Source organism: Nocardia niwae NBRC 108934 = DSM 45340 (assembly GCF_001613465.1).
GTDB classification, from domain to species: Bacteria; Actinomycetota; Actinomycetes; order Mycobacteriales; family Mycobacteriaceae; genus Nocardia; species Nocardia niwae.
Map to the genome: position 1 here is coordinate 36,226 of NZ_BDCK01000053.1, position 12,963 is coordinate 49,188.

General features: G+C 69.0%; 14 protein-coding genes. 3 read left to right on the plus strand and 11 right to left on the minus strand.

Features of this window, described 5'->3' with window-relative positions:
• Positions 1-28: 28 nt before the first annotated feature.
• Positions 29-1,288 carry a lipase family protein gene (locus tag NNI01S_RS30860; protein ID WP_063024721.1) on the minus strand — a complete coding sequence of 420 codons (1,260 nt, stop codon included), beginning with the start codon at positions 1,286-1,288 and terminating at the stop codon, positions 29-31.
• A 245-nt stretch (positions 1,289-1,533) separates the two neighbouring features.
• On the opposite strand from NNI01S_RS30860, the gene NNI01S_RS30865 reads away from it, so the two are divergent.
• Positions 1,534-2,178 (plus strand): cysteine hydrolase family protein, encoded by a 645-nt coding sequence (locus tag NNI01S_RS30865; RefSeq protein WP_063024722.1) that lies wholly within the window; start codon positions 1,534-1,536, stop codon positions 2,176-2,178.
• Positions 2,179-2,181: 3 nt separating this feature from the next.
• On the opposite strand, the gene NNI01S_RS34055 is transcribed toward NNI01S_RS30865, so the two are convergent.
• The 5 genes from NNI01S_RS34055 to NNI01S_RS30885 are packed head-to-tail and all read right to left on the minus strand — an operon-like array spanning position 2,182 to position 6,857.
• A complete protein-coding gene (locus NNI01S_RS34055; protein WP_245676435.1) occupies positions 2,182-2,358 on the minus strand; it encodes an antitoxin in 177 nt (58 codons plus the stop codon).
• Between the two features lie 43 nt (positions 2,359-2,401).
• A complete protein-coding gene (locus tag NNI01S_RS30870; RefSeq protein WP_063024724.1) occupies positions 2,402-4,693 on the minus strand; it encodes an ATP-dependent DNA ligase in 2,292 nt (763 codons plus the stop codon).
• A gap of 48 nt (positions 4,694-4,741) precedes the next feature.
• On the minus strand, positions 4,742-4,948 hold the full coding sequence (locus NNI01S_RS30875; RefSeq protein WP_063024726.1) for an antitoxin: 207 nt from the start codon (positions 4,946-4,948) through the stop codon (positions 4,742-4,744).
• Positions 4,949-4,986: 38 nt separating this feature from the next.
• Entirely contained in the window at positions 4,987-6,129 is a 1,143-nt protein-coding gene (locus NNI01S_RS30880) for an MBL fold metallo-hydrolase (RefSeq protein WP_063024728.1), read from the minus strand.
• Complete coding sequence (locus tag NNI01S_RS30885; protein ID WP_063024730.1) at positions 6,129-6,857, minus strand: enoyl-CoA hydratase; 729 nt, start codon at positions 6,855-6,857, stop codon at positions 6,129-6,131. The genes NNI01S_RS30880 and NNI01S_RS30885 overlap by 1 nt, the downstream gene beginning before the upstream one ends.
• A gap of 89 nt (positions 6,858-6,946) precedes the next feature.
• On the opposite strand from NNI01S_RS30885, the gene NNI01S_RS30890 reads away from it, so the two are divergent.
• Positions 6,947-8,050, plus strand: coding sequence for an NAD(P)-binding domain-containing protein (locus tag NNI01S_RS30890; protein WP_063024732.1), 1,104 nt, complete (start codon positions 6,947-6,949; stop codon positions 8,048-8,050).
• A 19-nt stretch (positions 8,051-8,069) separates the two neighbouring features.
• Here the strand turns inward: NNI01S_RS30890 and NNI01S_RS30895 are convergent, their stop codons facing one another.
• The 5 genes from NNI01S_RS30895 to NNI01S_RS30915 all read right to left on the minus strand — a co-directional run bounded on the left by NNI01S_RS30895 (position 8,070) and on the right by NNI01S_RS30915 (position 12,048).
• Positions 8,070-8,927 carry an aldo/keto reductase gene (locus NNI01S_RS30895; RefSeq protein WP_063024734.1) on the minus strand — a complete coding sequence of 286 codons (858 nt, stop codon included), beginning with the start codon at positions 8,925-8,927 and terminating at the stop codon, positions 8,070-8,072.
• Positions 8,928-9,031: 104 nt separating this feature from the next.
• Positions 9,032-10,618, minus strand: a complete 1,587-nt coding sequence (locus tag NNI01S_RS30900; protein WP_063024736.1) for an acetyl-coenzyme A carboxylase carboxyl transferase subunits beta/alpha — start codon at positions 10,616-10,618, stop codon at positions 9,032-9,034.
• A 51-nt stretch (positions 10,619-10,669) separates the two neighbouring features.
• A complete protein-coding gene (locus NNI01S_RS30905) occupies positions 10,670-11,272 on the minus strand; it encodes a GTP-binding protein (RefSeq protein ID WP_174186021.1) in 603 nt (200 codons plus the stop codon).
• The gene (locus NNI01S_RS30910; RefSeq protein ID WP_014981573.1) at positions 11,253-11,627 is read right to left on the minus strand and encodes a DUF742 domain-containing protein; all 375 of its coding nucleotides are present in this window, start codon (positions 11,625-11,627) and stop codon (positions 11,253-11,255) included. The genes NNI01S_RS30905 and NNI01S_RS30910 overlap by 20 nt, the downstream gene beginning before the upstream one ends.
• A 7-nt stretch (positions 11,628-11,634) precedes the next feature.
• Positions 11,635-12,048 carry a roadblock/LC7 domain-containing protein gene (locus tag NNI01S_RS30915; RefSeq protein ID WP_011207200.1) on the minus strand — a complete coding sequence of 138 codons (414 nt, stop codon included), beginning with the start codon at positions 12,046-12,048 and terminating at the stop codon, positions 11,635-11,637.
• Between the two features lie 419 nt (positions 12,049-12,467).
• On the opposite strand from NNI01S_RS30915, the gene NNI01S_RS35010 reads away from it, so the two are divergent.
• Positions 12,468-12,963 (plus strand): hypothetical protein (locus NNI01S_RS35010; RefSeq protein ID WP_157115111.1); only part of this gene is annotated, 496 nt, incomplete at its 3' end.

The following is a 12,963-nucleotide window of genomic DNA, read 5'->3' on the forward strand; positions in this document are numbered from 1 at the left end:
CCGCCTGGACGGGCGGGGCGTCGCCCACCTACCGCTCTCGGCACCCGGGCGCCACCGGCAGACCCGCGAACCGGTCGGCGAGGAAGTTCATCGCGCCCGGCGCCTCACCGATCGCCGCCGGATTGTGGGTGGGCAGCATCGAGTGCACCGAGGTGACGGCCGCTCCCAGCGCGCAGTACCGGCCGACCAGGTCGGTGAAGCCCCCGACGGGGATCACGTCGTCGGTGCGGCTGTGGTACAGGTACATCGGCGCCTCCGGCGCGCTGCCGCCGAGTTCCTGGGCATCGGTCGCGGCGCGGAAAACCGGATGCCGCAGCAGATCCGGGACGACGGCGAAATCGTCCACCCGCGCGCCGACGTATTTCGGCACCAGGTCGGATCCGCACATGGTGGCATTCTCGACCAGCGCCGCACGCCCCCGATCGTCGAGCAAGTCGAGCACGCCGTTGCCGGGGTCGTTGCGGGCGAGGGCGAACAGGATCAGCAACGCAAGCCCGGCCTGCACGGTGCCGTCCGCCTCGCGTGCTATGGCAGGCCAGTCCGCGGGAACACCACCCGAGGTGATTCCCGCGAACCGGACGTCCGGCGCGTATCCCGGCTGCAACTGCGCGGCCCACAGCGTGGCGAACGCGCCGCCCGAATAGCCCCAGGCGCCGATCGGTGTCGCGGGTCCGAGTCCGGCCTGTGGGAGATCGCGCGCAGCCCGGATGCCATCCAGCACACCGCGACCGGAGTTCACCCCGTCGAGGAACCGGGATCGCGGCCCCTCGTAGTCACCGGCCACCACCGCCCATCCGCGCCGCAACGCCTCCGCCATGAACGGCGTGTCGATCAGCGTGTTCACCGCGCCGGTGTCCCAGCCGCCGCGCAGCGCGAACGATGGAGCGCACCGCGTACCGAGACTGTCCTCGGGCACCTGATACGACAGCAACGGCCGAGCGCCCGGGCCGAACCACGGCAGCATAGGGACCATCACGGTCGCCACGCCGGCAACGGGATCGTCGCTCGAGTCGGTGGTGCGATATTTCACCTGCCACGCCGAAATCGGCAATGGCAGTCCGAACAACGCGATCGGTCGCGAATCCAGCACCGCGCCGTTGGCGTAGAGCGCGAGGTCGGCGGGAGCCGCGTAGAAGGGGTCCTGGTCCGGCGGGGGTAGCTCGGCGTGTGCCGCCGGGACGGCAGCGACCAGAACGATCAGCGTGGACAGGATGATCCCCAGGATCACCGTGCACACGGGGCGGTTGCTCGCCTGCTCGACGACAGGCGCGGCGTGAACATCCTTCATCAGGGCCTCCCCAGCACCGGCGAGGCGGCGGGTGTCCCGGTGCGGCCGGGCTCACCTGACCTCCAGGCTTCCACGGTACTGCCGGACCGAGGGACCCGGCAACGGTCGACCACAGGTCACACCCACCGCCGCCGCTGTCCGCCGGGCTGGTTACAGTGTTGGCCAAAACGCCCCCAGCGCAATCGAATAGCTGCCCAGGCCCACCCCGCCCGCAGCGCGAGCGCGACGAACAGGAGTAGCCGAGCATGCGGCATGGCAACGGACTGGACATCCCCGAGGGACTCGCCGATGTGTGCGCCCCGGACCGCATGGCGGTGATCGTCTACGACATGCAGGTCGGCGTGCTCAGCCAGTTGCCGGACGGCCCGGAGATCATCGAGCGCGTGGCCGGCGTCGTCGACGCGGCGCGCTCGGGCGGCTATCCCGTGGTCTTCCTCCGCCATTTCTTCCTGCCCGAGCGCCTGAGCGGAACCTTCGCGCTGCGCATGGCCATGAGCTGGCAGCAGGTGGATTCGGTGGACAAGGTGCGCTTCATCCTGCAGCGCGACACCCCGGCCTTCGAGCTGGTTCCCGAGCTGCGGCCGCGCGCGGACGAGGTGGTGTTCGACAAGACGTCGATGTCGGCCTTCGAAGGGACTCCGCTGGCCTCGATGCTGCGCGACCTGCGCATCGGCGCCTACGCGATCGCGGGCGTCGCGCTGGAGATCGGCATCGCGCCCACGGTCGCGCATTCCACCGATCTCGGCTTCGTGCCGGTGGTGATCAGCGACGCGGTGGGCGGCCGGGACAAGGAGGCCATGGCGCGGGCTTACGACGACTTCGAATTCCAGGGCCACACACTGGTGACCGACATCGCGACCATCACCCCGCTGCTCGCGGGCGGCAACTGAAGTTCACTGCTCCCGCAGGGCTTTCTTGGCCGCGTCCTGGGCGGCGTCGACCTGGCTAGCGAACTTGTCGCCCGTCTTCTCGTCGACGAGGTCGCCTGCCTTGTCGATCACCGCGTCCAGCTTGTCCGCGTTCTTCTGGGCCAGATCCATCGCCTTGCCCGCCAGGTTCTTGAAGTCCACCCTGCACTCCTCTTCTCGCGCTGAGAACAACCGCGAGACAACCCTACCCAGCGCCGAGCCACGCCGGGTGCCACAACCGGCCCGTCTCGGTCCAGTTCATGAACCGCACGGTGCCACCGAGTTTCGGCGTCACCCACACCGCTTCTTTGCGTTCCTCGGCGGTCAGGTCGTTGTCGAACGGCGAGGTCTTGCGTTCCAGCGCGCGCAGCCGCGCGGCCAGCTCCCGCATATCCGCGTCGTTGAACCCGGTGCCGACCCGTCCGACGTAGACCAGCCGCCCGTCGTGTGGAATGCCGACCAGCAGGGACTTGAATTCCCGTGCCGAGCTGCGCCGCCATCCGCCGATCAACACTTGCTGCGTACGCCAGTTGCGCTGTTTCACCCAGGCATGGCCGCGCTTGCCCGGCAGATACACCGAGTCCTTGCGCTTGGCGACCACGCCCTCCAACCCGTGCTCCTGGCTGTAGCGCAAGGCGTCGGCGCCCGAACCGTCCAGACGTGGCGGCACTACCAGCGACGGCGCGTTGGCGGCGAGCGCCTCCAGCACCCTGCGCCGATCGGCATAGCGTTTGCGCAGCAACGAGGTGCCGTCCAGGTACAGCACGTCGAAGGCGACGAACGCCGACCGCGCCGCATCGGCCTGCAGCAGACCCAGATTCGCGACGCCGTGATCGTCGAACACGACGGCCTCGCCGTCCAGCACCACCTGGTGCCCGGACAACTCCCGCCGCAACGCCGCGATGCCGGGATAGCGATCGGTCACCACATTGCCCGCCCGGCTGCGCAGGGTGATCGCGCCGGACTCGATCTCGGCGATCAGCCGGAAGCCGTCCCACTTCGTCTCGAAGCACCACTCGCCGGCGCCGAGTTCGGCGACGTCACCGTGTGTCGCGAGCATCGGCGACAGGCCGCGCGGCAGCGGCGCGGGTCCGTTGGACGGACGGATGATCCTGCCCCGCGGTTCGTCCGGCTCCTCCTGCGGTTCGGCTCCGTCCTGCGCACGCATGAGGTGCATCAGCCACTGGTTGCCGTTGGTCTGGATCAGCGCGTACCGGCCGGTGAGCCGCCTGCCGTGGAATCGCACGATGACCTCGTCGTCGCGCCACTTCTCGGTCTCGTAGGTGCCGGAGTCCCAGATCGTCATCTCGCCCGCCCCGTACTCGCCCTTCGGGATGGCGCCGTGGAATTCGAGATACTCCATCGGATGGTCCTCGGTGTGCACGGCGAGTCGGTTCTGCTCGGGTGAGGTCGGCGGCCCCTTCGGCACCGCCCAGGACACCAGCACCCCGTCGCGCTCCAGCCGCACGTCCCAATGCAGGCGCCGCGCGTGATGCTCCTGCACGACGTAGCGGTTGTTCACGCCCGGCGCGGGCGCCTGCGCGGGAACGGGCTCGGGCGTGCGGGAAGGGTCACGCATCGAGCGGTACTTCGTCAACGCGTCCGCGGCCGTCGCGGCCGGATCACCCGGGCCTGCGGCATCCAGTTCGGCGAGCAGATCGCCGTCGGAGCGATACCTGGCCAGCACCTCGTCGAATCGCAAGTGCCGCAGTTTCCCGCGGTTCTCGATCTCTTTCCAGCTGCGGGGCGCCGCGACGTTCGGCTCGGCCCGCCCCCGCATCGAATAAGGCGCGATGGTGGTCTTGGCGGCGTTGTTCTGGCTCCAGTCCAGGAAGACCTTGCCGCCGCGCGCCGCCTTCGCCATCGTCGCGGTGACCAGGTCCGGGTGCAGCCGTTGCAGATTCGTGGCCACCTGTTTCGCCACCGTGGACGCGCCGTCCGAACTCATTTCGCGATCCAGCGGCACGTAGAGGTGCACTCCCTTGCTGCCACTGGTCACCGGGAAGGCGCGCAGGCCGATCCCCTCGACCATCTCCCGCACCGCGAGCGCCACCTCGGCGCATTCGGCGAGGCCGACCCCCTCGCCCGGGTCCAGATCGAAGACCAGCCGGGTCGCCGGGCCCAGGTCGTCGCCGTCGAACCGCCACTGCGGCACATGGACTTCCAGCGCGGCCTGCTGGGCGAGCCAAGCCAGTCCGGCTTCGGAATCGATCAGCGGGTAGACGACCGTGCGATCGGAATGCCGCAGAGTGCGCCGCTCGATCCAGGAGGGAGCGTGCGAGGGGAGATTCTTCTCGAAGAAGGACGGCTCGTCGACGCCGTTGGGCCATCGCTTGCGGGTCACCGCGCGGCCCGCGATGTGCGGGAGCATGGCGGGCGCGATCGCCGAATAGTAGGCGATCACTTCGCCTTTGGTGGTTCCGGTGGCCGGGTACAGCACCTTGTCGAGGTTGCTCAGGCCAACCTCGATACCACCGAACTCCCGGCGGGCCGCCATATCCGAAGTGTAGCGGCGGAGACCCGGCCGAGGTCTCCGCCGCCGGGCTCAGGCGTGCGGTCCGGACTGGTCCGGCGGCACCACCTTCTTGGCGGCCTCCTTGCCCTTGGCGATCTTGTCCGTGTACTTGCCGTGCGTCTTCTGATCGATGAAGTCACCGGCCTTGTCGACCGCGTGGTTGATCTTGTCGGCGTTCTTGGCCGCCGCGTCCTTCCCCTTGTCGACCAGGCCCTTGACCGTATCCGCGAAGCTCATCGCCGTGATCCTTCCTGTCGCCAACTATCCGGAGTCGTTCACCCGATATTCTCCCACCAAGATTCCGCAGGTGCGGCGCTCGACGGATCCACACGCTGGCCGGGCATCGGCACCGCGATACCGGTGCCCGCCGTCTGCGCCGCGGCCACCATGCGCGCGACCGGCTCCGACCAGCCGTGGAAGGCGAGATTGAACGTGGCCCAGTGAATGGGCACCAGCAGTCCGTGCCCGGGATTCCCGCCACACAGGTCGGCGTGTGCCCGGACCGCCTCCTCGGGATTCATGTGCACATCCGGCCAGCGCTCGTCGTAGGCGCCGATGGGCAGCAGCGTCAGGTCGAACGGACCGAGCGCCGCGCCCGCCTCGGCGAACGCCTTGGTGAAGCCCGTGTCGCCGCCGAAGTAGACCCGCCGCGTCGGGCCGACGATCGACCACGAGGCCCACAGCGTGGTGTTGCGCAGCAGGCCGCGCCCGGAGAAGTGCCGAGCCTCCGTGCAGGTGAGCACCAGATCGCCGCCGTCGCGGCCCCGGCCGAGGTCGGTGAGCGAGACCGAACCGCCCCAGTCCAATTCGATGATGCGATCTTCCGGAACACCCCAGTGCCGCAGGTGGGCGCCGATACCGATCGGAACGAGGAACGGCGCGCCCTGGCGCGCGACCAATTCCCGGATGGTCTCCTTGTCCAGGTGGTCGTAATGATCGTGCGAGATGAGCACCGCGTCGAGCGGAGGCAGATCGGCCAGCGGCTGCGGCACCGGGTGCATGCGCGCCGGCCCGACCAGCGGCGACGGCGAAACCCGCTCGCTCCATACCGGATCGGTGAGAATCCGGTACCCGTCGACCTCGACCAGCGTCGTGGCGTGGCCGTACCAGGTGACGGCAAGAGCGGCCGCCGTGCTCGGCGGCTGCGGGGTCCGCAGCGGCACGGGGCCCGGCGGCCGGCCCGCGTTGCGCCGGGTCAGCGCCGAGACCAGCAGCGAGGGAGCCGAACCCGCGACCACCTGGCTACTGGGCTCGGTGTTGTGGAACTGACGGTCGCGATAGGTCGCCGCGCCCACCGCGTACGGCTGGATGGCCGAGATCGAGGCGCCCATCGCCGACGGGATGTCCCACACCGCCCGGACCAGCCAGGTGATGCCGAGCGCGCCCGCCGCGGCGCCCGTGACGCGTCTGATGTCCATCATCGCCCCACAAACTTCGCCGGGCGCTTTTCCTGTCTGGCCAAACGACCCTCCTTGGCATCCTCGCTCGTCCACGCGGCCTCCAGCGCCGCGCGCTGCTGCGCGGTCTCCGGATCGCGCGTTCCGTCGTCATTGAGCACCAGCTTCATATGGCGCAGGGACAGCGGGGCCAATGCCGCGATCTGCTTGGCCCAGGCCTGCGCGTCGGCGACCGTGCCGATCCGGTTGGCGAACCCGAAGGCGTAGGCGTCCTCGGCCGGAATCTGCTCGGCGCCCAGCAACACTGTCCGCGCCGGACCGCCGCCGATCAAGGCGGCCAGCCTGCGTACGGTCCAGCGATCCACGGAGATGCCCAGTTTCGCCGCCGGAACCGCGATGTACGCCTCCGGCGCGAGCACCCGCAGGTCCGAAGCGAGCGCCAGCTGCACGCCCGCCCCGATCGCGGCGCCGTTGATCGCCGAAATCACCGGGATCGGCGCGGATTCGATCGTGTGCAGCGTTTCCAGCAATCCGGACAGGAAATCGTCGGAGTACACCCCGGACAGATCGGCTCCCGCGCTGAACACCGGGCCGTGCCCGGTCAAGACGATGACCCGTGCCTGGTCGGCGACAGCGGCGAGCACGGCCTCGCGCAGCAGTGTCACGAGTTCGTGGTTGAGCGCGTTGCGGCGCTCTTCCCGCTGAAGTTCGATGGTGACCACGTCACCGTCCCGGCTGACCCCGAGCATGCGACCTCCCCGACTGAACGGTCCGTCTGATCTTTTCACTCTGCCACAGCGAACTACCCGCTTCGCGCCGGGCGATACGATCACCGGCTGTGCCGACCGACTTCGACATCCTGGTGATCGGCGCTGGTCAGGCGGGACTGTCGGCCGGTTACCACCTCCAGCGCCTCGGGTTGCGTCCCGAGCGGCACTTCCTGCTGGTCGACCGGTCTCCCGGGCCCGGCGGCGCGTGGCAGTTCCGCTGGCCCTCACTCACCCTGGACACGGTCAACCGCGTGCACGATCTGCCCGGTATGTCCTTCGCGCAGACCTTGCCGCCGGGATCGTCCTCCGTGCCCGCCGCCTCGGCTGTGCCGCACTACTACGAGCTGTACGAAAAGCGGTTCGACCTGCGGGTGCGCCGGCAGGTGTCGGTCACCGTGGTCTGTGACCGCACCGAGGACGGCGCTGCGGCCGAACGCCGCGCGGTGCTCAACGCGGAGACCGACGTGGCGGGCCCGATCCGGGTACGCGGCCTGATCAACTGCACCGGCACCTGGGAGCATCCGTTCGTTCCGCACTACCCCGGAGCGCAGACCTTCGCCGGCCGCCAGCTGCACACCCGCGATTACCGCAGTGCCGAGGAGTTCGCGGGCGAGCACGTCGTGGTGGTCGGCGGCGGCATCTCGGCAATCCAGCTGCTCGACGAAATCTCCCAGGTCACCACCACGACCTGGGTCACGCGGACACCGCCGCGCTTCCGCGAAGGCGCCTTCACCGAGGAGGACGGACGGATCGCGGTCGCGATGGTGGAAGACCGGGTGCGGCGCGGCTTGCCGCCGGGATCGGTGGTTTCGGTCACCGGCCTGCCGCTCGACGACCGGATACGCGCGGCGCGGGCCCGCGGCGCACTCACCCGTCTGCCCATGTTCGAGCGCATCGAGCCCGATGGCGTGCGATGGGCCGACGGAGCCTTCCAGCGGGCGGACGTGATCCTGTGGGCCACGGGGTTCCGCAGCGCGCTGGACCACCTCGCGCCACTGCGACTGCGCGGATCCGGCGGCGGCATCACCATGTCGGGTCGGCTGGCCACCCAGGTGGCCGCCGATCCGCGGATCCATCTGATCGGCTACGGGCCGTCGGCCAGCACCGTCGGCGCCAATCGCGCCGGACGCGCGGCGGCGCTCGAACTCACCGAACATCTCGGACTGCGGTGAGGACCGCGCAGCGTGAACGTCAGTCGATCAAGCCCATGGTGAACGTGTCCGGATCCCCTCCGGTGCGCGAACCGGTGTCCAGCGCGGTGATCGCGTCCATCTGCTCCGGCGTCAGCTCGAAACCGAACACGTCGAAGTTCTCCGCGATCCGCGACGGCGTGACCGACTTCGGGATGACGACATTGCCCAGTTGCAGGTGCCAGCGAACGATCACCTGTGCCGGAGTGCGACCGACCTCGGCGGCCACCGCGGTGACGGCGCTCTCGTCGAGCAGGGTGCCCTGCCCGAGCGGGCTCCAGGCCTCGGTGGCGATCGCGTTTGCGGCGTGGAACTCGCGCAGCTCGCGTTGCGCCAGCCTGGGGTGCAGCTCGATCTGGTTCACCGCCGGGATCTCACCGGTCTCGGCGATCAGCCGCCGCAGGTGCGCGGCCGTGAAGTTCGAGACGCCGATCGACCGCACCCGGCCCTGCGACTTCAGCGCTTGGAAGGCGCGGAAGGTGTCCACGAAGCGGTCGGCCGCGGCCACCGGCCAGTGGATGAGGTAGAGGTCGAGGTAGTCCAAGCCGAGCCGTTGCAGGCTGGCGTCGAACGCGCGCAGCGTGGAGTCGTAGCCCTGCTCGGAGTTCCACAGCTTGGTGGTGACGTAGATCTCGTCGCGGGGCAGGCCCGATTCCCGGATCGCACGGCCGGTGCCCTCTTCGTTTTCGTAGATCGCGGCGGTATCGATGCTGCGGTAGCCGACCTCGAGCGCGGTGGTGACGACCGAGAAGACGTCCTCGGCGGGTACCTGGAACACGCCGAAGCCGAGCTGCGGGATCACGTTCCCGTCGTTCAGCACGATCGAGGGAACGGTGCTGGTCTCGCTTTTGAAGGTCACATTCCGACGGTAGAAGTGCGGCGGCGAACCGTCAATCACGCCCTCGGGTGTGTTGGCTTGTAATTTGCTGGGAAAGGGGGTTCGGGCATCGCGCGCACCGCCGGTCAGTTCGTTCGGCCGGGCAACCCGAGCCGCCGGTACCGAGCCTGCCGCATCGCGAGCAACTCCGGTTCCGGCCGGGCGCGCAACGCCGCGAGTTCGTGCGCGATCGCGGCGACCATGCGGCGAGCGAAGTCCACCGGCTCGTCCGCCGCATCGGGCAACTCCGGCACGATCCGGTCGACCACACCGTCGTCCAGCAGGTCCGCAGCGCTGATCCGTTGTGCCGCTGCGAGTTCCGCCGCATGGTCGGTGTCGCGGAAAACGATGGCGCTCGCGCCCTCCGGCGGCAGCGGGGCCAGCCACGCGTGCGTGGCCGCGAGCACCCGGTCGGCGGGAAGCAGCGCCAACGCGCCGCCACCGGTGCCCTGGCCGAGCAGCACCGAGACGGTCGGGGTGTCCAGCGTCACCAGATCGGCTATGCAGCGGGCGATTTCGGGCGCGAGCCCGCGCTCCTCGGCTTCCTTCGACAGCGCCGCGCCCACCGTGTCGATGACCAACAGCAGCGGCAGCCGCAACTCTTGAGCAAGCGCCATGCTGCGCCGCGCCTCCCGCAGCGCAGCCGGTCCCATCGTGTTCTCGCCCTGCTGCCCGCGCCGGTCGTGCCCGAACACCACGCACGGCTGCCCGCGGAATCGGCCGAGAGCGAGCACGGCAGTGCGATCGGACTCGCCCTGCCCGGTGCCGCTGAGCGGAACTCGTTGCGTCACATGACGTAAAAGCTCCCGGATGCCTGGACGCTGCGGGCGGCGGGAGATCAGCACCGACTGCCACACCGGATTGTCCTCAGCGGCGATCTGCTCGTCACCGGGCTGAATGCGTTCCGCTTCAGCGCAGTTCGCCGCCTGGACACGAACCGCCGCCGACTCCCGCAGTGGCGGCTGCTCGGAATATCGCTGTGCCGCAGCGGAGCCGGGCAACTGGACGCCGCTGAACACGCTCAACGCGCGGTGGGCGATCCGGCGGAAGACCGGGATCGTGAGAACGCCATCGATGACGCCACGCCGATACAGGTTCTCCGCGGTCTGCACGCCTTCCGGGAAAGGCTTGCCGTACAGGGCCTGATAGACCCGGGGGCCGAGAAAGCCGATGAGCGCCCCGGGTTCGGCGAAAGTGATATGGCCCAACGATCCCCAGGACGCGAAGACGCCGCCCATCGTGGGATTCCGGAGGTAGACGACGTAGGGATGCCCCGCCGACTTGTGGGCCGCCACCGCACCGGCGATCTTCACCATCTGTACGAAGGCGACGGTGCCCTCCTGCATTCTGGTCCCGCCGGAGGTCGGCGACGCGACCAGCGGCAACCCGAGCTCGGTGGCGCGCTCCACCGCCGAGACGATCCGCTCCGCCGCCGCCACGCCGACCGAACCGGCCAGGAACCCGAACTCGCAGGCGATCACGGCCACGCGCCGACCACGCAGCAGCCCTTCGCCGGTCAGCACCGATTCGTCGGTGCCGGCCGCGCTCGCAGCCTTCTGCAACGCATCGCGGTACTGCGGGGAAGCGGCCACCGTCACCGGCGGCCGGTCCCAGCTGACGAACGAGTCCGTGTCGAGCAGTTGCTCGAGCAGCTCTCGCGCCGAAGTACGCACCGGACGAGCCTATCTCGCCCTACCCGGCGCCCCGCCTGGCCATGCGAGCACTCAGTAGCCCTGCATCACCTTGCGCAGCGCGTACTCGGTGAGCGCGACCAGTGCCTGCTTGGCCGGCTCACGACGACGAGCATCGATGGACAGGATCGGCACATCGGCGGGCACGGCGAGCGCCTGCCGGATGTCCTCGATCGGGTACCGCGGTGCGTCGTCGAATTCGTTGAGCGCCACCAAGAAGGGTAGGCCGCGCGCTTCGAAGTAGTCGACGGCCGCGAAGCTGTCCTCCAGCCTGCGGGTGTCGACGAGGACCACGGCGCCGATGGCGCCGCGGATCAAGTCGTCCCACATGAACCAGAACCGATACTGGCCAGGCGTGCCGAACAGGTACAACACCAGATCGTCGGCGAGACTGATCCGGCCGAAGTCCATCGCCACGGTGGTGGTCGACTTCATCGGAATGCCGGTCAGGTTGTCGATCCCGGCGCTGGCATTGGTCACCAATGCCTCGGTGCGCAGCGGAACGATCTCCGAGACAGCACCGACCAACGTGGTCTTCCCGACGCCGAAGCCACCGGCGACCACGATCTTCGCCGATGTTGGCTTGCTGGTACGAGTGTCGACCTGCGCCGTCGAATCAAATACGCCGGAGTCCACTGAGAACCCTTTCGATCAGCTCGCGACGCTCATCGTCGCTGGAATCGTCTTTCAAAGTCGCCGATACGCGCACGTGCCCGGCCTCGATCAAATCGGCCACGAGCACACGGGCCACCCCGATAGGGATACCCAATCGGGCTGCTACCTCGGCAACGGACGGCGATTCTCTGCACAACTCCACGATTGACGTCTCGATGTTGGTCAGTTCGAACTGCCGCTCCAGGGCGACCGGATGCGATGCGACGAGAGCCTCCAACGCCAACTCGACCGCGGGCCTGGTGCGGCCTGCGGTCAGCGAGTATGGGCGAACGAGGCTCGGCTCGGCGCTCCCCACGCGGTGATCTTCTATGTCCATCCCACCATCAGGAACCCATCGTGACGCGTGGCGTGGCCTGAACAGTCTGGCCAACACGCTCGACCAACAGAGCCATCTCGTAGCCGACCTGACCGATATCACACGAAGTGTTGGTCAGCACCGCGAGATAGGAACCGTCGCCGACAGCCATGAGTAGCAGGTAACCGTGCTCCATCTCGACGACGGACTGCAGCACGGTGCCACCCTCGAACAGGTTCGAGACGCCGACTGACAGGCTCGCCAGACCGGCCGTGACGGCCGAGAGCTGTTCGGCGCGGTCGACGGGCAGCTGGGCACTCGCGGCCATGAGTAGGCCGTCAGCCGAGACCAGGACGGCATGGGCTACGCCAGGAACCTCGTTGGCAAAGTTCGAAACCAGCCAATCCAGCTGACGATTCGTACCACCTAGATCGGGGTTCATCGGTCTCCTTTATCTCCGGTTAGGTTCATTGCTCTCATTGCGCGGCCATCCCGGACGCCCTGCTGGTGACGACTCAAGCTGGACCTGATCGTTTCTGGGTCACGGCGCGGCGCCCGATCCGCCGCACCGCTGACGCCGCCGGGGACAAGCCTTCCGCCCGGATTGCGTTGCGGCAAGCCCGCCGCCGTTTTCGTCTCGGGCTGCGCCTCGCTCGCGCGGCGAGCCGCTTGCCAACCTTCGTCACCCGGCGATTCGAAGGAAGCGGCCACCTGAGACCTATCCGTGTTGGGATCCTGCAGCCACGCCGACATCATCTCGGCGAAGATCGGCGTTCCGCCCATCGCCGCCCCTGGCTCGTCCGCAGGCTGCAGCCTGGTTTGGAAGAACGACGCCGTCTTGGCCGGGTTGGACCGGAAGCTGTGCTTGCCGGGGTCGCGGCCGGGCGGAGCGACGGGCTGCTCTTCGCTCGCGGCGTGCTGGCCACCGCGATCACGTTGCGGCAGCGCGACGCCTGGCGGCACCGGCTGACGCTGCGGCGCTTGGGCGCCCGGCTGCCGCTGGGGCAGACCGGTCAGACCGCTCTCGCGCTGCGGCAGGCTCGACGGCGCGGGCGGACGCTGCGGCAGACCGTTCACCGCACCCGGCTCACGCTGCGGCAGGCCACCCGACGACTCACGCTGCGGCAGACCGCCCCCAGCGGAGTCCCGTTGCGGCAGGCCGTTGACGGCGGGCAGCGCGCCGGAGCCCGGCTCACGCTGGGGCAAGCCGTTCCCGGACTCGCGCTGCGGCAGATGGTGGGCGCCGGAATCCCGCTGGGGGAGACCGCTACCCGGTTCGCGTTGCGGCAGACCACCGGGGGCGACGTCGCGCTGCGGGAGGTTCGGCGCAGGGTGCCGCGGCGGCAGACCGGTCGAG